Annotated in this window: 26 protein-coding genes; 19 read left to right on the top strand and 7 right to left on the bottom strand. The window is 46.2% G+C overall.

Annotation, left to right across the window (positions count from 1 at the left end; genetic code table 11):
- The first annotated feature begins 2 nt into the window (after positions 1-2).
- On the top strand, positions 3-1,235 hold the full coding sequence (locus ACQKD4_RS08845) for a DUF2254 domain-containing protein (RefSeq protein ID WP_274664950.1): 1,233 nt from the start codon (positions 3-5) through the stop codon (positions 1,233-1,235).
- 38 nt (positions 1,236-1,273) lie between these two features.
- Here the strand turns inward: ACQKD4_RS08845 and ACQKD4_RS08840 are convergent, their stop codons facing one another.
- The gene (locus ACQKD4_RS08840; RefSeq protein WP_427373063.1) at positions 1,274-1,999 is read right to left on the bottom strand and encodes an SDR family NAD(P)-dependent oxidoreductase; all 726 of its coding nucleotides are present in this window, start codon (positions 1,997-1,999) and stop codon (positions 1,274-1,276) included.
- 83 nt (positions 2,000-2,082) lie between these two features.
- Here ACQKD4_RS08840 and cls point away from each other — a divergent pair, with 83 nt between their 5' ends.
- The 3 genes from cls to pepF are packed head-to-tail and all read left to right on the top strand — an operon-like array spanning position 2,083 to position 6,488.
- A complete protein-coding gene (gene cls, locus ACQKD4_RS08835) occupies positions 2,083-3,594 on the top strand; it encodes a cardiolipin synthase (RefSeq protein WP_214695480.1) in 1,512 nt (503 codons plus the stop codon).
- A gap of 12 nt (positions 3,595-3,606) precedes the next feature.
- Positions 3,607-4,701, top strand: coding sequence for a competence protein CoiA (locus ACQKD4_RS08830; RefSeq protein ID WP_427373062.1), 1,095 nt, complete (start codon positions 3,607-3,609; stop codon positions 4,699-4,701).
- Positions 4,686-6,488, top strand: a complete 1,803-nt coding sequence (gene pepF, locus ACQKD4_RS08825; protein ID WP_427373061.1) for an oligoendopeptidase F — start codon at positions 4,686-4,688, stop codon at positions 6,486-6,488. Before ACQKD4_RS08830 ends, pepF begins: the two co-directional genes overlap by 16 nt.
- A gap of 204 nt (positions 6,489-6,692) precedes the next feature.
- Here pepF and ACQKD4_RS08820 read toward each other — a convergent pair whose 3' ends face one another.
- Both ACQKD4_RS08820 and ACQKD4_RS08815 read right to left on the bottom strand, forming a co-directional pair.
- Positions 6,693-7,466 carry a DsbA family protein gene (locus ACQKD4_RS08820; protein ID WP_214695491.1) on the bottom strand — a complete coding sequence of 258 codons (774 nt, stop codon included), beginning with the start codon at positions 7,464-7,466 and terminating at the stop codon, positions 6,693-6,695.
- 86 nt (positions 7,467-7,552) lie between these two features.
- Positions 7,553-8,134 (bottom strand): CYTH domain-containing protein, encoded by a 582-nt coding sequence (locus ACQKD4_RS08815; RefSeq protein ID WP_427373060.1) that lies wholly within the window; start codon positions 8,132-8,134, stop codon positions 7,553-7,555.
- A 109-nt stretch (positions 8,135-8,243) separates the two neighbouring features.
- Here ACQKD4_RS08815 and ACQKD4_RS08810 point away from each other — a divergent pair, with 109 nt between their 5' ends.
- Genes ACQKD4_RS08810 through ACQKD4_RS08800 form a run of 3 tightly spaced genes read left to right on the top strand, consistent with a single transcriptional unit; the run spans position 8,244 to position 10,565 of the window.
- Positions 8,244-8,888, top strand: a complete 645-nt coding sequence (locus tag ACQKD4_RS08810) for a GTP pyrophosphokinase (protein WP_427373059.1) — start codon at positions 8,244-8,246, stop codon at positions 8,886-8,888.
- 12 nt (positions 8,889-8,900) lie between these two features.
- Positions 8,901-9,698, top strand: coding sequence for an NAD kinase (locus tag ACQKD4_RS08805; RefSeq protein ID WP_214695497.1), 798 nt, complete (start codon positions 8,901-8,903; stop codon positions 9,696-9,698).
- Between the two features lie 3 nt (positions 9,699-9,701).
- On the top strand, positions 9,702-10,565 hold the full coding sequence (locus ACQKD4_RS08800) for an RluA family pseudouridine synthase (RefSeq protein ID WP_427373058.1): 864 nt from the start codon (positions 9,702-9,704) through the stop codon (positions 10,563-10,565).
- A gap of 40 nt (positions 10,566-10,605) precedes the next feature.
- On the opposite strand, the gene ACQKD4_RS08795 is transcribed toward ACQKD4_RS08800, so the two are convergent.
- Positions 10,606-11,772 (bottom strand): FtsW/RodA/SpoVE family cell cycle protein, encoded by a 1,167-nt coding sequence (locus ACQKD4_RS08795; RefSeq protein ID WP_271305054.1) that lies wholly within the window; start codon positions 11,770-11,772, stop codon positions 10,606-10,608.
- A 149-nt stretch (positions 11,773-11,921) separates the two neighbouring features.
- Between ACQKD4_RS08795 and fabI the strand changes: the two genes are divergently transcribed.
- Positions 11,922-12,695: an enoyl-ACP reductase FabI gene (gene fabI / locus ACQKD4_RS08790; RefSeq protein WP_214695521.1), complete on the top strand. Its 774-nt coding sequence runs from the start codon at positions 11,922-11,924 to the stop codon at positions 12,693-12,695.
- Between the two features lie 83 nt (positions 12,696-12,778).
- On the top strand, positions 12,779-12,967 hold the full coding sequence (locus ACQKD4_RS08785) for a hypothetical protein (protein WP_074035057.1): 189 nt from the start codon (positions 12,779-12,781) through the stop codon (positions 12,965-12,967).
- Between the two features lie 2 nt (positions 12,968-12,969).
- On the opposite strand, the gene ACQKD4_RS08780 is transcribed toward ACQKD4_RS08785, so the two are convergent.
- A complete protein-coding gene (locus ACQKD4_RS08780; RefSeq protein ID WP_214695523.1) occupies positions 12,970-13,479 on the bottom strand; it encodes a YjcG family protein in 510 nt (169 codons plus the stop codon).
- A 175-nt stretch (positions 13,480-13,654) separates the two neighbouring features.
- Between ACQKD4_RS08780 and ACQKD4_RS08775 the strand changes: the two genes are divergently transcribed.
- The 7 genes from ACQKD4_RS08775 to ACQKD4_RS08745 all read left to right on the top strand — a co-directional run bounded on the left by ACQKD4_RS08775 (position 13,655) and on the right by ACQKD4_RS08745 (position 19,246).
- On the top strand, positions 13,655-14,200 hold the full coding sequence (locus ACQKD4_RS08775; RefSeq protein WP_015881233.1) for a phosphatidylglycerophosphatase A family protein: 546 nt from the start codon (positions 13,655-13,657) through the stop codon (positions 14,198-14,200).
- A complete protein-coding gene (locus tag ACQKD4_RS08770; RefSeq protein ID WP_427373056.1) occupies positions 14,200-14,787 on the top strand; it encodes a phosphatase PAP2 family protein in 588 nt (195 codons plus the stop codon). Before ACQKD4_RS08775 ends, ACQKD4_RS08770 begins: the two co-directional genes overlap by 1 nt.
- Positions 14,784-15,320: a hypothetical protein gene (locus ACQKD4_RS08765; RefSeq protein WP_427373055.1), complete on the top strand. Its 537-nt coding sequence runs from the start codon at positions 14,784-14,786 to the stop codon at positions 15,318-15,320. The genes ACQKD4_RS08770 and ACQKD4_RS08765 overlap by 4 nt, the downstream gene beginning before the upstream one ends.
- Positions 15,313-15,504, top strand: a complete 192-nt coding sequence (locus ACQKD4_RS08760) for a hypothetical protein (RefSeq protein ID WP_427373054.1) — start codon at positions 15,313-15,315, stop codon at positions 15,502-15,504. The genes ACQKD4_RS08765 and ACQKD4_RS08760 overlap by 8 nt, the downstream gene beginning before the upstream one ends.
- 160 nt (positions 15,505-15,664) lie before the next feature.
- Complete coding sequence (locus tag ACQKD4_RS08755) at positions 15,665-17,689, top strand: BglG family transcription antiterminator (protein ID WP_427373053.1); 2,025 nt, start codon at positions 15,665-15,667, stop codon at positions 17,687-17,689.
- Positions 17,686-17,952, top strand: coding sequence for a PTS sugar transporter subunit IIB (locus tag ACQKD4_RS08750; RefSeq protein ID WP_214739852.1), 267 nt, complete (start codon positions 17,686-17,688; stop codon positions 17,950-17,952). The genes ACQKD4_RS08755 and ACQKD4_RS08750 overlap by 4 nt, the downstream gene beginning before the upstream one ends.
- Positions 17,953-17,983: 31 nt before the next feature.
- Entirely contained in the window at positions 17,984-19,246 is a 1,263-nt protein-coding gene (locus ACQKD4_RS08745; RefSeq protein WP_214819524.1) for a PTS ascorbate transporter subunit IIC, read from the top strand.
- 48 nt (positions 19,247-19,294) lie between these two features.
- Here the strand turns inward: ACQKD4_RS08745 and ACQKD4_RS08740 are convergent, their stop codons facing one another.
- Positions 19,295-19,582, bottom strand: a complete 288-nt coding sequence (locus ACQKD4_RS08740; protein WP_015881237.1) for a hypothetical protein — start codon at positions 19,580-19,582, stop codon at positions 19,295-19,297.
- Positions 19,583-19,855: 273 nt separating this feature from the next.
- On the bottom strand, positions 19,856-20,587 hold the full coding sequence (locus ACQKD4_RS08735; protein WP_214695530.1) for a hypothetical protein: 732 nt from the start codon (positions 20,585-20,587) through the stop codon (positions 19,856-19,858).
- A gap of 149 nt (positions 20,588-20,736) precedes the next feature.
- On the opposite strand from ACQKD4_RS08735, the gene ACQKD4_RS08730 reads away from it, so the two are divergent.
- The 3 genes from ACQKD4_RS08730 to ACQKD4_RS08720 are packed head-to-tail and all read left to right on the top strand — an operon-like array spanning position 20,737 to position 22,575.
- The gene (locus tag ACQKD4_RS08730; protein ID WP_214695532.1) at positions 20,737-21,312 is read left to right on the top strand and encodes a GNAT family N-acetyltransferase; all 576 of its coding nucleotides are present in this window, start codon (positions 20,737-20,739) and stop codon (positions 21,310-21,312) included.
- Entirely contained in the window at positions 21,309-22,028 is a 720-nt protein-coding gene (locus tag ACQKD4_RS08725; protein WP_427373052.1) for an alpha/beta fold hydrolase, read from the top strand. The genes ACQKD4_RS08730 and ACQKD4_RS08725 overlap by 4 nt, the downstream gene beginning before the upstream one ends.
- Positions 22,015-22,575 carry an NADPH-dependent FMN reductase gene (locus ACQKD4_RS08720; protein WP_427373051.1) on the top strand — a complete coding sequence of 187 codons (561 nt, stop codon included), beginning with the start codon at positions 22,015-22,017 and terminating at the stop codon, positions 22,573-22,575. Before ACQKD4_RS08725 ends, ACQKD4_RS08720 begins: the two co-directional genes overlap by 14 nt.
- The last annotated feature ends 15 nt before the right edge of the window (positions 22,576-22,590 follow it).

The raw sequence follows: 22,590 nt of genomic DNA, 5'->3' as shown, positions 1-22,590 counted from the left end.
GTATGGTGAGGCGAATTCGACTACTACTTGATGATAGTGCATGGTTCGTTCCATTCTTATATGGGATGGGTGGCATCGTGTTAACAGCGTTGACACAACTGTTCGGTGAATTTTTCCGAGATTTACTACCGGACTTTATTTATTTAGACTTGGACTCGGCGGCGTCCGTACTGTCTTCGACGTTCACAAGTCTCATGACGATGATGACGTTTAGTTTTTCGACAATCCTTGTCGTGTTGACGACGTATTCTTCTCAGTTTTCTCCACGGACAATCAATAACTTTTTGACGAACACGTCGGCTAAGCATACGCTTGGTCTCTTCATTATGACGACCGTGTACGGGATTTCGAACTTATTCCTCGTCCGAACGGCAGATGATGGCGTCGTATTGTCTTCAGGAATCAGTGTGCTCTTAGTCATTGGCTCGATTTGGGCGTTCGTCAAGTTCATTCAGACGATCAGTGTCTCGATCCAGGCAGAACGTTTGTTATCCGCGTTACATAAAGAAGCACTATCGGTAATCAGTGAGCAAAAAGACGCCATCGAGTCAGATGACGTGAATCTCGTATTACCACGTTCTGTTCATTCGTTTGAAGGTCAAGCGGTACGGGCGCCGCAGACGGGGTATATCCGCTTATTTTTAAGAGAGAAGCAGGGAGATCATGAAACAGACTTTGAATCGGTCGTAGCCGTAGGTGAATTTGTCGCAAAAGGGGATTTACTCGGATTTTGGAAAGGTGAGGATGCCCCGGACATCGAGCTATTTGAGATCGGTGAAGTGCGGTCCTCGATGCAAGACCCTTCATTTGCGATTGAAAAGTTGAGTGAGATTGCGTTACGTGGAATCTCTCCAGGGATCAATGACCCGAATACGGCGATTCATGCGATTCATTACATCGGGGATATTTTACGGGAGCTCTGCGAACTGCCGGATGGAGATTTTCTATACTCGAACGGGAAATCCGATTGGCATGTGAAGCGAAAAACGCTCGAGACGATTCTTTTTGAATCGCTATCGCCGATGCAGACTTACGCGAGTAAAGACATCTTTGTGATGGGGTCCGTGTTCGAGGCGATTCGAATGGCGCGTCTCCAGGCGCATGAGACGCTGGATTCGACATTTGATGAGATGATTGATTATTTTGAAGATGTGATTGATTGGGAACGTCTTCATTTGAAAGAACAGAACTATTTACGCAATAAAATAGGGCGAGCTAAAAAGATGACGACATGACAGGAGACCACCTTTTCAAAAGAAGAGGTGGTCTCTGTTCAAGAGAGCGTATATCCGCCATCGACCGTAATGGCTTGCCCATTTATATAGGTTGAGGCATCGGTTAACAAAAACTCGACGACAGGCGCCACTTCTTCCGGTAGGGCGGCATGTCCCCGGAAATGATGGGACATTGCCTCTTTGAATTTTGCTTCTCCACCGTATAGTTTATGACTGAGCGGTGTATCGACCGGACCGAAACAGACGGCATTGAATCGAACCTTTCCTTTCATCCGATGTGCGAACGTTTTCGTCAAGGCAACCACGGCGGCTTTCGAGGCGGCATAATGAGCAAGCATAGGTGGGAATTTGACGTGTCCGACGATGGCGGCGTTGTTGACGACACTCGCGCCTTGAGCAAACAAAGGGATGGCACGTTGTGTGACGGTGTTCAGTGCATAGAGGTTGACGTCAAACACTTCAATGTATGAGTCTTGAGTCAAACGCTCCGGTGTACCGGGTCTACCAAATGTTGCGGCGTTGTTGAAAAGACCATGTAACGTCACCCCTTGTTCCTTTAAGTGTCCAAAGAGATGATCGATGTCTTCCGCTGAATGGAGATCGCACCGGATGAACGTGGCCAATCCGTTCGAATCTGATTCGAGAGAAGCCCCCCGTGTCTCATCACGACCGATTCCGATGACACGATGCCCATTCTCGGTTAACTGTAAGGCGACGGCGCGCCCAATCCCGCTTGTCGCACCTGTGATTAGAAAAGTCCCCATAATTCATTCGCTCCCCTCAAAAAAATGGCGTTACGATGTATAATTAATGATAATACATGACAGAAACGAGGTCAGGTTATAATATGTTGCGACGCATACAAGTACTCTTTTCCCTTATTTTGCTCGCAGGACTCATTGCGATATTATCGTATTACTGGAGCTCACAAGTGATCGGGCTCTTCTCGATTCTCGTCTTTTTGACAACGTTCAGTATTTTGCTTGTGATTTTGCTTGAAAATCGCAACCCGCAACGCACGTTGATCTGGGCGATTGTCATGATTGGCTTTCCTGTCATCGGGCTATTTGCGTACTTTGTGTTCGGTCAGAACTATCGTCGTAAGCGGATGTTCAAAGAAAAGGCGATGCTCGACGAAGAGACGTACTTGGCTTACCGGCAAAAAGCGATGACGCTATCTCCGTCACTGATGTTTGCGCATGACGATTATGAGAAGTTGATGCATCTCACCTCTTCGTTGAACCAATTGCCTGTCTCTTCGAATACGTATACGCAGATTTTGACGAACGGACGTGAAAAATTCTCGAAGTTATTGCCCGCTCTGAAAGGTGCGACACGGCACATCCACCTAGAGTATTACATTTTTCGGGAAGACCGTATTTCTCGGGAAATTCAGCGCATATTAATCGAGAAGGCCAAAAAAGGGGTCGAGGTTCGATTCTTATACGATGCCGTCGGTTCCATTCATACGAGCAGTACGTTTTTCGAGGAGATGAAGCAAGCTGGCGTCCAAGTGCAGGCGTTCTTTCCAGTCGTCCTTCCGCTCGTGTCGAGTAAGACGAACTATCGAAACCATCGGAAAATTGTCGTCATCGACGGGACAGAGGCGTTCACTGGAGGATTGAACGTAGGGGATGAGTATTTAGGCGAACACTCTAAATTTGGTTTTTGGCGCGACACCCACCTGTATGTCAGAGGAGAAGGGGTATCCGAGTTACAGTTGATCTTTTTACAAGACTGGTACTATATGACGGGAGAACGGCTGTTCACGCCATTCTATTTAGAACCGCTCGAAACGGTAAGAAGTGCGAGCGGAGGTGTCCAAATCGTTGCCAGCGGACCTGATGAACCGTACGAGACGATGAAATCGATTTATTTCTCGTTGATCAATGCTGCGAAAAAGTCCGTCTATATTTCCTCCCCGTATCTGATTCCTGATGAGGACATTATGAGTGCTTTGAAGACAGCATCTCTATCGGGCATCGATGTTCGGATCGTCTTACCGAGCTATCCTGACCATAAAATCGTCTTTTATGCGAGTCGTTCCTATTATGAGGAGTTACTGTTGGCAGGGGTAAAGATTTATTTGTACGAAGAAGGGTTCATGCATTCAAAAGTCATCGTCGTCGATGACGGACTTGCCACGATTGGGACAGCGAACATGGATTTTCGTAGCTTCCATTTGAACTTCGAAGTGAATGCTCTCCTGTACAACACGAATTCGGTCCATCAGTTGAAACAAGACTTATATCATGATTTCGAAGGGTCTCACGAACTTGTATTAGAAGAGTTTGCGAAGCGCTCATTCTTTATAAAACTCGTAGAATCATTGGCCAGAATGTTTTCACCACTACTATAAGGGGGGAGCAAGATGCGGTTTGCGATCGGTCGAGAAGGGGATATCGTTGATTCCTTTACTCTAAATCGGATGCAGGCGGAGCAGCTTGCTCCTTTTCGATGTCCGACGTGCCAGGAAATGTTGATTCTAAAGCAAGGAGCGAAACGTCGGCTACATTTCGCCCACATCCATACGTGTGGGAGAGCAGAATCCGTTACGCACCATCAGGATAAATGGGCAGTGTGCCAATGGCTTCAAGAAAGAGGATACCCTGTCGACCAAGAAGTGACGATTAAGAATCGGCGGGCCGACATTCTTACGAACATGGATGAGAATCCAACCGTGTTTGAGATTCAGGCATCTCCATTGCGACCGGAGGAATATATCGCACGAACGAACGATTACAAACGAGCAGGTCTGGATGTGATTTGGATCGCGAGTGGTCTCGATTTAAAGATGAACCAATCGTTTCAACCGTGGATGCGCCTCGAACTATCTCGGCGACACCGGTTGATGACAGTGAAAAATGGACAGGTGGTTCGTTTCAATGGGTTTCCCATCTCACTCAAGTATGGAATTGGAAATTGGGAAGTCTCGTCTTCAGTGATTACCTCCCCCTATGAAGCATATTATCGGTTCAATGCATTGGAATGGACGGAGATGATTCGACGAAAACGAATGTCGCCAATCTATCCATCTCCAAAGAATCGACGTCTCATGTTAAATCGGCTGTACCCTTTGGGGGTGATTCCCGCTTTGTTACCGACCGCCTGCTATCTTCCGCTCGCGTCACTTTGGGGAATACACATCCATCCGATTGAGTTTCAAATCGTCCTCTATTTAAATCGCTATGAGTCACCGAATGATTCGGTGGAGTGGAGCATTCAAAAGACGTGCCGCCAGTTCGGAGTGACACCGACAAGCGACTTTTCCCAGTCATTTCATGTACAATGGAAACAACTCTTGAATGCATGTCGTCTATCGTGTGATGTCACGACTTGGGTGCTTCCAATCACCTATGAAGAGGCGAGACGTCACGATACACGATTGTTTCAAGGACTTCAGCGATTGATGTTACAATCGACGAACCAATCAGAAAAGGGAGTGAACGTATGTCAGAAGTATTGACACGACAACAGGTTCCAGTCGAAGAGACGTGGAACTTAGAGACGATCTACAGTAACGACCAAGCATGGGAAGCAGATTTTCAAGCATTGAAGGAGCAGGTACCGGCTTTGATCGGATTTAAAGGAAAACTCGGTGAATCGGCAGAAACGTTATACGAAGCGTTACAACTCCGTGATGAGCTTTCTCGTAAGTTACATAAGCTGTATACGTACGCGCACATGCGTTACGACGAAGATACGGCGAACAGTCATTATCAGGCATTGAATGACCGTGCAGGCTCACTCGCCTCGCACATTTCCGCCCAACTCGCATTCATGACACCAGAGCTTCTTTCAATCGATGAAGCTCAAATTGAAGCCTTTATGGAACAACACGAGTCACTTCGCGTGTATCGTCATGCGTTCGATGAATTGGCGCAAGAACGTCCACACGTACTGACGGAAGCGGAGGAAGCGATCCTTGCGCAAGCTGGAGACGTGCTCGGGCAATCGAGTTCGACGTTCGGTATGCTTAATAACGCGGATTTGAAATTCCCGAAAGTGAAGAACGAAAAAGGGGAAGAGGTCGAATTGACGCACGGTCGTTACATCACGTTCCTCGAATCAAGTGAACGAAGTGTCCGTGAGAACGCCTTTAAAGCGATGTACGGGACATATGGACAATATTTGAACACGTTTGCCTCTACGCTTTCAGGCAGTGTGAAAAAAGATAACTTTTATGCGACTGTCCGCAAGTTCGAGAGTGCCCGACAGGCAGCCCTTCACCACAATGCGATTCCAGAGTCTGTGTATGACGGTCTGGTCGAAGCGGTCAACGAGCGTCTTGATTTACTACATCGATATGTCGCATTGCGGAAACGCGCGCTCGGATTGGATGAGTTGCACATGTATGATTTATATACACCACTCGTCAAAGATGTAGAGATGAAGGTATCGTACGAGGAAGCGAAACAGTTGATGGTTGATGGTTTGGCACCACTCGGAGAAGAGTACGTTCAAATCGTCAAAGACGGTCTCGATTCACGTTGGGTCGACGTACGAGAGACACGCGGTAAACGGAGCGGGGCATATTCATCAGGAGCATATGATACTCAACCGTTCATCCTTATGAACTGGCAGGACAACGTCAACAACTTGTTCACGCTCGCGCATGAGTTCGGTCACTCGGTGCATAGCCATTACACGCGTACGTCACAGCCGTATCCGTATGGCGACTATTCAATCTTTGTAGCAGAAGTCGCGTCGACGACAAACGAAGCGTTATTGAACGACCATTTATTGAAAACACGGACGGCAAAAGAAGAACGTCTCTACTTGTTGAACAATCAACTCGAAACATTCCGTGGGACGTTGTTCCGTCAAACGATGTTTGCTGAGTTTGAGCATATGATTCACAAGGCTGCTCAAGAAGGCGTCTCGCTCACACCTGAATATTTGAATGAGACGTACTTAGAGTTGAACAAACGCTACTTCGGAGAAGAGATCGTCATCGATGAAGAGATTTCATATGAATGGGCGCGTATCCCGCACTTCTATTACAACTACTATGTCTATCAATATGCGACGGGAATCTCAGCATCGGCAGCGTTGTCGCAACAGATCATGGAAGAGGGAGAGCCGGCCGTACGTCGTTACATCGATAACTTCCTCAAAGCTGGGTCTAGCGACTACTCAATCGAGGTCTTGAAAGCGGCAGGTGTCGATATGACGACGAAAGAACCAGTCCTTAAAGCGCTTGATCAGTTCGAAGCGGTGCTCGATGAAATGGAATCATTATTGTTCTCGTGAACAATATGTGACAATGTACACAAACTAGTTGTCAGATGAAGAGGGACTCGGTATATTATAAGTGTGAAATCAATCACAAACCCCTTTATTGACCGTAAACTTTCTCCCATCTTGTAGGCCTTCCCCGGGCCTCAAGGTACGACGGCTCTTGTCCCCGCTTGAGACGTCAAAAACCCCACGGCTCCCCGGCCGTGGGGTTCTTTTTTATTTCGTTTGCGCCCATGCCTCACCGCTACATCCCGGTACAGGGCGGCAGCGTTGCTGCAAGGAGAGCTTCTTCAGTTCGCGTTCAATCACAGTTTTATCTAAGTCTAGAATATACGATAGTTCAGTAATCGTCGACGCGTCATAACGAGCCAACACTTTGGCTACATCCCAGTCAGTCGTACGACTCGGGGCATAACCGAGCAACTCGGTCATGACCGATTGATACACGTCGTACGGATAGACCCCTTCAATCTTCAATGCTTCATCGCGCGTCACGAACGTAAGAGCGGGCAATGACTCAATCTCCCAATCTTTCAGCACTTGATGATCGACTGCTAAAGCATTCAAGAGCTGGTTCGATTGAAGATCGGCTTCAAGTTCATCCAAATCAAGACCGTACTCTTCGAAAGACCGTGCGATTTCCCATAAATCAATTGAGCCTAACTGTTTACCAGAGAATAAATCATTCACATGCAAATGACGTAAAAAACGCATCGCATGACGTTTCCCTTGTAATTCTAGCGCTTTGATCATTGTGAGAAGGCGAACTTCTTCCTGACATCCGCCAACACAGCTAGGAACGGTAGAGACCATTCGGAAACGAATCACATGTCCGTATTCAATCTCTAACTTTTTGATCAGTGTCATCACGTGAAAATTTTCAGGACTCGAGATGTCCATGAAATAGAATAACTCCAATGGCTTATACGTTACTTGAATAGGAGTTTCTTCCAGTGAACAGGATGACCCATTACATTGTTCAAGTTCCATTTGTGTCGCCTCCTCTCGGCAAAAAACTCATTTAATGTTGTAAACTCATTGTAGCAACGAAAAAAAAAGGTTGGCAATGTATCTGCTCAACCTTCAGACCGACTCATTTTTAATTCCATGAATCGAACGATTTTATTTTTGGCGGGACGGTATGGAAGACCGTGTTCTGCTAACAGTCGTTCGAATGCACGTTTGCCCGCTTCTACATTCGTGACTTCAAATTCTATTTCATAGTCAGTTGTCTCCAAATAATGGCTTTCGTCCAAAACGAGAAGACCATCTTCCGTTTGATGTTCGGCTCGATTTGTCTCGAGGCGTCCGAGGTGTTCGAGTGCGGCATTCAGTTGAAACGGGGCGAGGGCTTGCTTCATTTGATCATCATGAATGATTCCGTACTTGAATAAGTCTTCCGCTTCTTCTTCAGTGATTGCGGCATGCGTCTCAAGCAATCCGACTTCGTTCGGTTGTTTTAATGTCAATACCTGGCCATGTTTCTTCTCACGAATACGAAGGGCTGCGCCTTGTTTTTTTAGCTGGAAGGTTGGTGTGTCGAAATAATCGTTTGCTTGCCAGCGGACGCGATCTTCTAGTTTGTAGGCTTGAATCAGTTTTTCATACTCATCTTTTGTTAACATGGATTTAAATTCAATTTCCACTTCTTGGGTCATAAATCATCGCTCCATTCTATGAACAATTGTTCGTTTATGATACCATACAAACGGATACATACGGAAAGGACGCGTTTTTTCCGGAAAAGAACGAAAGTGGTGACAGCGTATGCAATCAGTGAACTGGGATCAGTTTTTAGTACCGTATCAAATCGCGGTAGACGAGTTGAAAGTAAAGTTAAAAGCCGTTCGTAAGCAATTCAAGTCGCAAAATGACCATTCTCCGATTGAATTTGTCACAGGTCGGGTCAAGCCGGTCGGGAGCATTCTTGAAAAAGCAAAGCGAAAAAATATTGCGGATCATAAGCTGGCGACCGACATGCAAGATATTGCTGGATTACGAATCATGTGTCAGTTTGTCGATGATATCGTTCACGTATTGGATTTGCTTCATCGTCGAACAGATTTTAAAATAGTGGAAGAACGCAATTATATTACACATCAAAAAGATTCTGGCTATCGGTCCTATCATGTCATTATCGAATATCCGGTCCAGACGATTCATGGGGAGATTCCGACACTTGTCGAAGTACAAATTCGTACTCTTGCGATGAACTTTTGGGCTACGATCGAGCATTCTTTAAATTATAAATATGATGGCGATATGCCTCTTGAAGTACAAGAACGATTGAGACGTGCGGCTGAGGCGGCATTTCTTCTCGATGCAGAGATGAGCCAACTCCGTGTCGAGATTCAAGACGCGCAGCAAGTGTTTCGGGATAAAGAGATGAATGTGAAAACAGACGAGGACTAGGGGGAAATCGATATGCAGTTTGCGATTGTATCGAGGGGAGATGCGCGATCAGCGGAAATCGCCCAGGAACTGACTGAAAAACTTGAAGCCGCTGGGCATACGTTATCGGAAGAGCCACGCATCGTCGTATCAGTCGGTGGAGATGGGACGATGTTACAGGCATTCCATAAGTATATTGACCGTCTCGATGAAACGCTTCTCGTCGGCATCCATACCGGACACCTCGGTTTTTATGCGGATTGGCAACCGGATGAATTAGATGAATTGACGGAAATGATCACGAGTGAGTCGTTCGAACCGGTTTCGTATCCGCTCGTCGAAGTACTGATCGATTACGAGAACGGAAAGACCGATCGTCAATTGGCGATGAACGATTGTACGATTAAAAACTATAAGCGGACGCTCGTCTGTGATTTGTCGATCCGCGATGATTATTTTGAAACGTTCCGTGGTGATGGACTGTGTATCTCGACTCCTTCTGGTTCGACTGCCTACAACAAAGCGCTCGGTGGTGCAATTGTCCATCCATCGATTGAAGCAATCCAAGTGACGGAAATGGCTTCTATCAATAATCTGGTCTATCGGACAATCGGCGCGCCGCTCCTCTTGCCGAAACATCATCAAGTGAAAATCAAACCGCATACGAAAACGGAATTCGAATTGGCGTTTGACCATCAAGAAGCGTTATCTTGGTCAGACGTCGTGTCGATTCGTTGCGCGGTCGCAAAAGAAAAAGTGACGTTCGCTCGTTTCCGCCCGTTCCCATTTTGGCGGCGTGTACGCGAATCGTTCATTGAGGAAGGAAAGTAACGAATGCAAGGATTTATCATTCGTCGCGTTGTGGAGAAGGCTATTCCACTGCGCGACTTTTTAATGCAGGACCTCGGAATCTCTCGAAAGATGCTCACGCTCGTAAAACATGAAGGGGAAATCGAGGTGAACGGGAACCATCGTACGGTTCGGCACGTTCTCGAGCCAGGAGATGAAGTAGTCGTACGATTCCCACCCGAGTCTCCTTCGACAGATATGGCCATCTCGGATAGACCGATTCACATTTTGTATGAGGATGAGACGGTGCTGGCAGTTGATAAACCGGCTGGGATTGCGACAATCCCATCACGACTGCATCCGGCCGACACACTCGCAAACGCCGTACTCGGTTACTATCGACAAATCGGTTTGACCTCTGCGATTCATGTGATCAATCGACTCGATCGCGATACGAGCGGTGTCGTCTTATTTGCGAAGTACGGATTCATTCACCATCGGTTTAGTGAACTCCAGAAAGCCAATGCGCTCACACGTTCTTATGTGGCACTTGTGGAAGGGGAAGTCCCCATCCAAACGATCGATGCACCGATTGGGCGTGCCGAGAATTCCATCATGGAACGAATCGTTACTGAAGACGGGCAGCGAGCCGTCACACACATAGTCGATTGTCGGCAGTTTGGTGGCGACTCATTGTTGACGATTCGACTCGAGACGGGACGCACCCATCAAATTCGCGTTCATTTGCGTCATATCGGTCATCCGCTGATTGGGGACTCGATGTATGGGGGAGCGGCTCGAATGTCACGTCACGCCCTTCACAGCGCCTCTGCGCGCTTTATTCATCCGATAACAGGAAAAGAAGTGATGATTGAAGCACCAATCCCGGAAGATTTTCAATATCTATAACAAAATCCCTTCAAGGTCATAAAAGCCTTGAAGGGATTTTTCAATCGTCATCAAACATATAGGTTTTTGATTTAGAGGCTACGTTCATGACGAGACCGATGGCAATCATGTTCATGATGATCCCCGTTCCTCCGTAACTGACGAACGGAAGGGTGAGTCCGGTAATCGGCAACACACCAATCGTCATCCCGATGTTTTGGAAGACTTGGAACGTGAACATGGCGATAACGCCAGTAACGATGTAACTTCCGAACGCGCTGCTTGATTCAAGTGCGATATGAATCATCCGATAGAGGAATAAGAAGAAGACGATGATCACGAGCGCCGCGCCGATGAACCCGTAATGCTCGGCGATGACGGCAAAGATGAAGTCCGTCTGTGATTCCGGTAGATAGACGAGTCCTTGTCCATATCCTGCCCCGAACATTTGACCAGACCCGATCGCCTGCAATGATTTGATCAGCTGGAACGCCAAGTCGTCCGAATACTCATAAGGATAAATCCACGCCTGAAATCGGTTCAGGGCGTGACCTGGTACGAACGCCTGTAGCACTTCGAAATGAGAGAAGAACAAATACATGAACGTTCCGATGGTCAGAGCAGCTGCGCTGAACAGACCGAGTAACCATTTCCAGCCGATACCGGAGACGATGATGATCGCGCCGAGCATCGTCATCAAGACGAGTCCAGTCCCTAAGTCCGGTTGCGTTACAATCAGACCGAGCGGTGGAATAGCGACTAACACCAATTTGACTAACAGCCACGTGTCGAGTTGAGACGAGCCGTATCGCTTGTTGTGGTCATATACAATCGTCGACATTGAAATGAGAAGGAATAACTTCATGAACTCTGCCGGTTGGAAACTGAATCCCGGTACGTTATACCATCCATACGCTCCGTTGATGTTCGGGACGAGTGTCGTGTCGCGGAGCGGGATGAGTCCGACGAGTAAAAGGAGACCGAATGCATATAAGTACCAATGGATTTTTCGGAGCTGCTCGTACTCGATTGTCATGATGGCAAACATCGCGAAAAAGCCGATGACGTATCGAATTCCCTGTTCAAGAGCGAAGTTGATATGTTGAAGTCGGGTCGGCAACATCGGTTGTGCCGTATAAATTGCACCGAGGCTGATGATCATCAATAGGAAGACGATGGTCAATAGCGTCGTGTCTATACTTTTAAAATATGATTGAATACGGTTCATAATGGAGTCGAGTCACCCTTTCTATACGTATTTTATCTTACCGCAACTTAAAAAAATCGCAATACGAAACGAGCCGGTTGACAAAACAGAAACCTTTCTGTAATCTGATAACAGATATTATCACCAGGTACTAAAAAGGGGAGTTTATGATGTCAATTTTTCCAACGTTAACGAATAAAACTTATGTCGTCATGGGGATTGCCAACAAGCGTTCCATCGCATGGGCGATTGCCAAAACACTTGATGAAGCGGGAGCGAAGCTCGTATTAACGTATGCGGCAGAACGTTTCAAGTCAAGTCTTGAATCACTTGCGAGCGAGTTGAAACAAGAAGCGATTTTGCTCGAATGTGACGTAACAAATGACGAAGCGATTGAAACGACATTCCGTTCAATCCATGAACAAGCAGGGGAGATTCAAGGGATTGCCCACTCGATCGCGTTTGCGGATAAAGAAGCGCTTCGCGGCGAATTCTCGGAAATGACACGTGGACAATTCGCGCAGGCGTTAGACATCTCGGCGTACAGTTTGACGGCTGTCGTGAAAGCGGCGAAACCATATTTCGCATCAGATGCCTCGGTGATCACGTTGACATACCTCGGTGGGGAGCGCGTCGTTCCAAACTATAACTTGATGGGTGTCGCAAAAGCGGCGCTTGACTCAAGTGTCAAATACTTGGCAAACGAGTACGGTCCGCACGGCGTTCGCGTCAATGCAATCTCAGCTGGTCCGATTCGTACCTTGTCGGCTAAAGGGGTAGGCGACTTTAACAGTATCCTCTCGGAACTTGAACAAAAAGCGCCGTTACGTCGAAACGTCTCTGCCGAAGAAGTTGCATCGACAGGACTCTTCCTTCTCTCGGGAATGGGAAGTGGCGTCACGGGTGAAGTGATTCACGTCGATAGCGGATACCATATTTTATAAGTTTGGGAAATGGCGCAGTGATGCGCCATTTTTGTATTATCTAGCGGTTGAATGGGGTAAGGACCTATGAAGGAGGTCAGATCATGGGTCCTTATCAGATTGATTTTACTGTCGTTCAGTACGTCAACCGCCAAGTCCAGCCTTCAGGTCGAGCCAGTATCGAACCAGTGACGCGCATCAAACGCGTCCAACGCATCCGACCTCGACGGGAAGAATGGTTAGAAGAAGAGCAAGAAAAAAACCCCGGTCGTTTTGTCGACCGGAGCATATAAGATTAGCCTCGGAAACGGAACGTCTCATAGACGTTCCATGTTTCATTTTCGAGTTCGTACATGACAGCCATCCGAGTGATTGTCTCTTCGAAATGAACTTGCTCCATCCGCATCCGTTCAAGAACGTCGAACAGTTCGGCATCGGTCAAATCTTGACCGATTGTGATATGTGGCAAGAATTCATATTTTGGTGCCTGACCGAGCACGTCTTCGTGAAGTCGCTGCTGCAGAGCAGAAAGTTCACGTGTCGGTAACACTTTCAAATACAGCACGTTGTTCGTCGGCGCAAAAGAGCGGACACCATCGACTTTTAACTGAATCGGTTTAGTCGAATCCGCGACTTGTTGCAAGTACTCCAGTACTTTTGGCAAGTCTTCTTCGGACACCTCCGTCCGTTCCTTGATGGTCACATGAGGTGAAATCAACGCATATTTTGTGTCATACCGTTTTCGATAAGAGTTCGCAAAATCTTGCACTTGTTTAGACGGAAATAAGACTACCCCAATCTTCATTCCTCTTCCCCCTTTAATCGTTTAACCTACATGTTTATGATGACCGATTTAATGAGGGAAGTCAAAGCAGGGTTCGTCTTTTTTCGATTTTTCAGTATAATGGTTATATTAACTAGAGAGATGATGACTCTCTGAACGAAGGGATGTGAAGCGGGATTTTAATCCTGCGCCTATTATGAAACACGTACCACACTCACGAGATGTCCGTGAAGCAGCTCGTGCTCGCCTGCTCGAGCGCGGCGTCACGATTGAATCGATTGCCGAAATCGTTTATCAGATGCAGGCGCCTTACTCGCCGCATCTTTCGTTGAAAGATTGCATGGATTCCGTCGAGGCGGTTCTCGATAAACGAGAATTGCAACATGCCATTCTCGTCGGATCGGAGCTCGATATGTTGGCTGAGAAGGGACAACTGTCTGAACCACTCTTATCCATCATCGCATCTGACGAAGGCTTATTTGGAGTGGATGAAACGATTGCAATCGGTGCCGTGAACACATATGGTTCGATTGCCGTAACGACGTTCGGATACTTAGACAAGGCCAAGATCGGCATCATCAAACAGCTTGATACGAAAATGGATGACGGGCAAGTGCATACGTTCATGGACGACCTCGTCGGCGCGATTGCGGCGAACGCGTCTGGACGATTGGCACACCGTCTTCGTGATATGGTCGACTTCGGAGAAGAAGAGATGCGTGAACGAAAAGGGTTGTATTGATGAAATTGACACCGATGCAGGTGGTCATCACCGGGACGATTGCATATGTGATCGTGTCGGTGTTTGTCGTTTTGGGAGCAGTCGGCCCTATGAATACGTTCGTGTATGAATTGTTACAGCCGTTACCCGATCGTGTATTTGCATACGTCACAGAATTAGGGAGCGCTCAAGTCATAGTCGGGCTCTCGATTTTAGGTTTATTGTTTTGGTTGTGGCGCGGTGACCGCGTCGAGGCATGGCGACTCGCGCTGGTTGGGATTGGGACACTTCTTTTCACACAAGTGCTAAAGCTCGTTTACGGAATCGATCGCCCGCTTATTGATGCGTCCCTAGATGCGACGACATATAGCTTTCCGAGTGGACATGCATCAGGATCGCTGGCGTTATACGGATTAATGGCTTATGTCTTATATCGCAAGAGACAGTCAACATTCGCCGTCATCGTACTTGTGTGCCTCGTCCTTGCGGTGTCGCTCAGTCGAGTCGTCTTAAACGTCCATTACTTTAGTGATGTGATTGGAGGCTGGCTCGTCGCGCTGACTATGATCGCCTTATCTGAATGGGTTATAAGGAGGAAAACGGTTTGATCGTCGTTGTAGATGTAGAGAAGTGGTTATTTGTTCAAAAGAAAGAAGCGGATGAAGCGTCGGTCCCTACGATTTTAGTAGAGAAGAAGATAGAAGGGGCCACGTGGTTCACTTCCATGAAGATTTTATTCCAATTAAAAAAATGGACGGGTCAACGTCAATTCGTTCCGTTGTTAGCTTATGATGAGGAAACGTATCGCTCATATGAAGTTTTCCATGTTGATGCCGTCCCACCAATGGCGTTACTTGACGGGGGACGAACGTTACTCGTGAATAATCAACGAGACGAGTCATACAATCTTGCCTTACAAGAGAGTGGGCACGTCTCGGAGACATCAATCTTATCGTTTGCGCTCGACTATCTTGAAAAGATGACGAATGAACGTGTCTTCTTTGCAGGAGATGAGACCATCGATGCTGCTCACGTCGTCCCGCATGAGTTATGGGATGCGACAGACCGATTGAATTCGGGTTATCGTTTGTTCGAATGGATGCGAGAAGAAGATGTACGTAAGGAGAATGGACATGACTGATTGGGAAATGAAGTTCCAACAATTGCTTGATCAAGAAGTGGACGAAGTCCAGGTGTCCCGAGAAGATTTTTTGAACGCTCGTACGATTTTGATTCAGAAAGGCTGGCTCTTCCAAGTTGTGGGCGAAGCCAAGCATGGCGGAATCACAATTTATCGCCGCAATCCGGTTGCACCGACTTCTTAACCGAAATAGAGATGAACGAATGGAAACGATTCGTTCATCTCTTTTCTTTGTGTTCATGTACAGACAGAAGTTTGTGGAAGTGTCTCCGAAAAGTCTGTCGTAACCGCTTACATTTTTAGGGTCGATTCGTTTTATACTACAGGTGTAGGAGGCCTCTACCATGCAATTGAATGAAAAAAGTAAACGAATATTAAATGTCATCCTGCATGAAAAGCAGATGACCATCGAAACGTTAACGATGATGCTCCCGTATTCTCGTCGGACAATCGAATATGAACTAGAGCGTATTCAAGAATGGCTTGATGGTTCTGGTCTATCCAATCTGAAGGTGGATGGGGCAAAAATTGAATTGACAGTGACAGAAGCATTGATTGAGCAAGTGGAACGTGCGGAATTAGTTTGGTCAGAAGAAGAACGTGAGCTTGTCATCACGCTCTATGCCATGACGCAAGATGAGTTTCTCTCAAGTTTTCACTTTCAACATTTGTTAGATGTGTCCAAATATACCGTTCAAGAAAGTTTAAATACGATCAAGAAAAAGGCTGCACAATTCGGTCTTGATTTCTCTTATACGAGAAAAGAAGGCTATCGGTTTAACGGTCATTTCCAAACGATCACATTGTATGTGTATCGGACGATTGAACAATTACTCGATAAATCGACGTTCTCACAATTGCTCGACCTATGCTTTGACGATTGGCAAGAGGAGTTCAAAGAGCGAGTCCGTCAGATTGAGCAGTTTGAAACCCTCAAACAGTTTCAATTTGTGGAAAGTCATCGCGAAAAAATGGCCTATTTCCTTCTGATTGGTTCGAGATTATTGCCGGATACATTCGTTCGTGATGAGGCCTCTTGGTTGCCGGAAAAAGTTGAACAGTCTGTAAGGACGCACTTTCAAGATGTGCCACAACTATGGGATATGTTGATGATGCTCATCCAAAGTGGTCCGAAAGTGTCGGAAGAGATGGATGAAACGGTTCAACAAAATCTTGCTGCTACGATGATTCAGGTGATTGAGCGATTCGAGGGATTGAGTTGTACACGTGTCATTGAACGGGAAGCATTATGTGAGAAATTAGTGCTTCACGCCAAAGCGACACTTAAACGTGTTCATACGGAAGTCATGCCGCCAGAAGAGTTAGAAAGATATGTATTGAAAGAACACCGGGTATTGAATGTGATTGTCGACCGTTCACTCGACCCAATCCGAAAACAAATTCAGGCAGATCTTCCGAAAACGGAAATCATGTATTTCACGTTGCATTTTGCAGCGCATCTTCATCAACAAGGGCAACACCTGGATGAGAAAATGAAGGCGATTGTCGTATGCCCGAGCGGGATTAGCGTGTCGCATATGCTCGACCACATTTTGAAGAATCAATTTCCGGACTTTGTATTTTTACCACCGATCTCGCAACGTGACGTCTCAGAATTTGCTCCACTTGTCGATTTGATTTTCACAACGGTCCCCTTGCCGTTGGCCGTTCAACAACAGGCACATGTGACACTCGTTCCGACACTTCCGACAAGGCTCGAACAACTCGCTTTGAAGCGACAAATTCATCAGCGCTTTCTTTCGAATGGGGGACTGGCTCGATTAGATGTGTCTGACATTCTCGAAGTGGTGAAAAAATATGCGACGATCCATCAAGAATCGCAATTGAGAAAAGAATTAAATCATCTCATCCAATATGAAACGACGACAGATGAATGGAAAGGGGGACAACCCGTGCTAAATCAACTCGTAACAAAAGATGAAATTCAAATTCGTGATCATGTGTCGAATTGGCAGGAGTCCATTCGTCTCGCGGCCGAACCACTTGTCCAAAACGGATCAATCGACACACGTTACGTTGAAACGATGATTGAGAACGTAGTAGAACATGGTCCATACATCGTTCTCATGCCTCAGATTGCCATCCCGCATGCGCGACCAGAAGATGGTGTGAATCAACTGGGGATGAGTGTCCTAAAACTAACAGAACCGGTCCTCTTCCCAGGGGATAAACCAGTCCGTGCATTCTTTGTGCTCGCGGCCATTGATCAAACCACTCATTTAAAAGCACTTGCACAGTTGACAGAGTTATTAGGAAATGAACAAGACGTGTCTCTCGTATTAGAAGCAGACACGGTAGAGAAAATTGTTGAGATACTCGATCGATATTCAGAGGAGGAAGAAAAATGAAAAAGATTTTAGTAGTATGTGGGAACGGATTAGGGTCAAGCTTCATTATGGAGTTGAACGTGAAAAAAGCGCTTGAACAAATGGGGAAAGAGGCGGATGTTTCACATACAGACATTGCGACAGCGCGAACTGAACCTGCGGACATTTACCTTGGGGCACAAGATATCATTGGCACACTCGATGATGGGGCGAAAGAAATCGTTGCACTTGAGAATGTCATGAACATTGAGGAAATTAAATCAAAACTTGAAGGAAAAGTATAACTAAAGAATTTATCGTAAAGGGGGAGCGCTTATGCTTGATTTGATTATGCGAGATATATTGGGGACACCAGCCATACTGGTCGGTTTGTTCGCACTCATCGGGCTCGTTTTACAGAAGAAAGACATTGCTTCCATCGTCTCTGGTACGCTGAAGACAATTATGGGGTTCGTGATTATCGGAGCGGGGGCCGGCGTCATCATTGCGGCTCTCGATATTTTCGGACAGATGTTCGACGAGGCGTTCAGTATTCGGGGAGTCATCCCGAACAACGAAGCGATTGTCGCAGTTGCACAAGACGCATTTGGCGTTGAAACAGCTATGATCATGGTCTTCGGGATGGTCATGAATATCGTGCTGGCTCGCATCACGCCATTTAAATACATTTTCTTGACGGGTCATCATACGTTATTCATGGCGAGCTTACTTGCAGCCATTCTTTCCGTATCTGGTCTTGATGGTACACTCTTGATCATCATTGGATCGGTATTGCTTGGACTTTGTATGGTCTTATTCCCAGCTCTTCTTCAACCGTTCGTTCGACAGATTACGGGATCGGATGATTTTGCGGTCGGACACTTTGGCTCACTTGGTTACTTTATCTCTGGAACGATCGGAAAATATGCCGGAAACAAAGAGCACTCGACGGAACAAATTCAAGTACCAAAGCAACTTGGCTTTCTACGAGACACATCCGTCGCTGTCTCGTTGACGATGACCTTATTATTTGTGGTCGTCGCCATCTTTGCGGGACCTGCATTTGTGGAAACGGAATTATCAGATGGGTCGAACTACATCGTCTTCTCCATCATCCAAGCGATTACATTCGCTGCAGGGGTATATATCGTTCTTGCCGGTGTACGGATGTTGATTGCAGAAATCGTTCCGGCCTTCAAAGGGATTGCCGATAAAATGGTACCGAACGCAAAACCTGCGCTAGATTGCCCGACCGTCTTCCCATTTGCACCGAACGCGGTCATCATCGGATTTTTAGCGAGCTTTGCAGCTGGACTGTTCTCGATGTTCCTTTTACCTTTATTCGGTTTGGCTGTCATTGTACCGGGACTGGTTCCACACTTCTTCACAGGAGCGACAGCAGGAGTATTCGGGAACGCTACCGGTGGACGTCGCGGAGCGATTCTTGGATCGATCGCCAACGGGGTATTAATCAGTTTCTTACCGGCTCTCCTCTTACCGCTTTTAGGGAATCTCGGGTTTGAAAGTACGACATTTGGAGATTCAGACTTTGCCCTTGTCGGTATTTTGGTTAGTTGGCTCGTTTCATTGTTCTCATAATATGAAAAATGAGGTCTTTCTCCCATATGGAGACAAGACCTCATTTTTTTACGCGTTCGAAGCGAGTTTGATTTTTTGTCGTTTCATCTTGTGGAGTAACCATGCATAGAGGACTTCACAAGAGTTGTGAGGAAGGGTCAGTTCCACGAGTGGGTGGGCATGACCAAATATAGTGAAGCGCGAATGGTCCTCGTCGAGCAGAGAGACTTGAATGTCAGTCGCATCCTGAAGTGAAATGCGTTGTTCCCCTGCGTGAGCATCTTTAAGTTTCAGCATTTTTCCATTCGTCGCAAACTTGGTGAACGAAGAGACTCCTTGTACTTTCAGTTGTTCCATTTCGTGTATCTATCCATCCGCGTGATGAATAGATTTTCACCTCGCTTTCTCTATATTGCCTTCCATTCCTCCAGAAGGTTATTCCTAGTATAACGCCTCGTCCGAAAAAGAAAAGTGTTAATTTAACAAAAAATTAAGACAATTTGTTATCAATTTTTAAGAATAGCGTTCACACCCGTTCACGAAGGGAATTGACTTGAAACAATCGGTCTGAAAATAACAAAAAAGAACCTCGTTTTCAGAGGTTCAATTCCATTTCTTACATCCATGACCTTATAACCGTTCAATATGCCACGTGCGACGACGATATAACAACTGACCTTTCAACGCGATTGATTCTTTTTTGGCATCAAAGTCTTCTTCGAGGACGGACATGTCTTCGTAGCGACCGGCCACATAGAAGGAAATCACGATTTGACGATTGAACAGGCTTCGTTTCGTGTGATCAAAATCGATGATGAGCCCTTGAGGTGCCAACTCGAGCAATTCATCGATGACAGGGAGTGGAATCGGCACGAAGCTAATGTTTCGGATGTCTCGGTCCAGTTTGCTTTGCAACATGTTTTGAACGAAACGATTGATTGTCGACCAATCACGAATGTAGAGACTGCTGTGACGATCGTTTGCTTCATTGAAGAACGCAATCTCATTATCAAGTGAATCCAGAAACGGTTTCTTGATCCCGCGCTCCATATGACTTAAAAACAGGATCTCTGCGATTTCGTGATCCGACAGCGTCTCAAGCGTATTGTAGTCCGGGAAATCGATTGCAGTAAATGTCGTTTGGTTATTTAAATACTTAGACGAGAATGAAGAGAGCTCATGCGCTTCGATATATCGGAAACGCGACCTAGAAGATTGCCTCATTCCTTTAATATCGGTTCGACAAATGATCATTGGTCTCGTGACGGAAAGGGCCTCTGTAATGTCGGCCAATGTCACGCCATGTAGCGTAAAGCGCTGGACATCTCGGTCTTGTTTTAAATAAAAGAGTTGTTTTGACATATGGTATCCCCTCAGTTTGACATACTACATTCATAGTAGCAAAAACACATGATTTCCGCTATCTTGAGACGGTTCAAGAGGGTTGAGTTCGATACATTTGGGAAAATAGAAGTATACTTGAGGAAACGAAAAGGAAAGGCGGGTTCCACATGTGGGGATTGAAACGTAGTTTTCCTGAGCTCGCTACGCCCCGGTTTATCCTGCGAGAGCTAGAACCGCGTGATGCTAGAGCACTTTATACCATCTTATCCACTGAAGAAGTGATGCGTTATTATGGGTCGGACCCGTTGCTTGCTGTTTATGAGGCGAAAAATGTCATCGCCTATTTTAAAGACCAGTTTCAACAAGGCAAAGCGATTCGTTGGGCAATCTGTGATCGATTGACAAACGAGTTAATCGGCACAATCGGTTTTCATAATTGGACGCCTCAATATTATCGGGCTGAAATCGGATTCGAAGTCTCTCCCCATTATTGGAGACAAGGGGTGGCTTTTGAAGCGGCGACTGCCGTCATCCAACATGGATTTGAAGAGTTCAAGTTTCACCGAATCTCCGCCTTGGTGGCACCAGGGAATGAGGGATCGAATCGCCTCGTACAAAAGCTCGGATTTATAGAAGAAGGCCTCTTACATGATTATGCATACAGCCACGGTCGGTTCATGGATTTGACGATGTATCGGCTACTTAAAACAGAATGGGAAGAAAAGGAGCACTCAATGATATGAAAGCACTCGTATTGTTACATGGATTGTGCGGTTCGCCAACATATTTTGAACAGTTAGAACCGTTATTGAACGCTGAAGTTCATGCACTCACACTTCCGGGTCATGCAGGAACGGAAGTCGGACCAGAAACGATGGACCAGTTCGCAGATTGGGTCATGGAAGAAATTCGACTTCGAAATCTTGAACAACCACTTGTTATCGGACATTCGTTCGGAGGATATGTAACGACCAACCTTGTTCGTCGCTATGCTACAGAGTTATCCGGCTTTGGATTGATGCATTCGACCGCTGCCTCTGATTCAGAAGAAGCGAAAGAAAAACGGAACGGGGCAATCAACAAGGTCATTGAAGAAGGGATAAAGCCGTTTATCGACGGGATGATCCCGAATGTCTTTTCGAAGGATTCAAATCCTGTTCTCATCCAACAAGCAATCGAGATTGGGTACGAGATGTCGGTTGAAGGGGTTGTGAACGCGCAACGTGCGATTCGGGATCGTGAAGACGAAGTCGATACCGTTCAGGCGACTGAACTCCCTGGTTTATTCATTTATGGGGAAAAAGATCCGAATATGAATGAGGAGCGTGCGTTTCTAGGTGCAGAACGTCATGTGACAGCGATTGTCCCATATAGTCACATGGGGATGATGGAAGGTCCTGAAGAAGAAGCGGAAATCGTGAATAAGTGGATTCAGGAGGTAGAGCATGGAAAAATATAAATTAATCGCCATGTCGGGTAGTCTGCGTAAGAAATCTTTTAATACCGCTCTTTTACATTCAATTATTGAATTGGCTCAAGATGATTTTGATATTGAAGTCGTTTCCATTGAGCTCCCACTGTTCAACGACGATTTGATTGATCCGGATGAACCAGAAGCTGTGGCCGCTTTGAAGCAAGCCGTTCGAGAAGCCGACGGACTATTAATCGTCACACCTGAATATAACCATAGCATCCCTGGTGTCTTAAAGAATGCAATCGACTGGTTATCGCTCGAGCCGGGGACGCCACTTCGAGATAAACCGGTCATGATTGCTGGTGCCTCACCAGGCATCCTTGGAACGGCCAGATGTCAAATTCATCTCCGACAAGTATTTGCCACAAATCGTGCAAATGTTTTACCGGGAAATGAAATTTTCATCACGCATTGTAAGGAGAAGATTGACGATACGGGATTACACGATGAAAAATCGATTCATCAAATCAATAAAACATTATCGGAGTATCGTAAATGGATTGAATTTTGGAAGCGTAACGCAAAAAATTAACTTGAAGTCGCTCTT

It is taken from the genome of Exiguobacterium sp. NPDC077395 (genome assembly GCF_050269125.1).
Classification (GTDB): domain Bacteria; phylum Bacillota; class Bacilli; order Exiguobacteriales; family Exiguobacteriaceae; genus Exiguobacterium; species Exiguobacterium aestuarii_A.
This window is presented reverse-complemented; position numbering and strand designations above follow the sequence as displayed.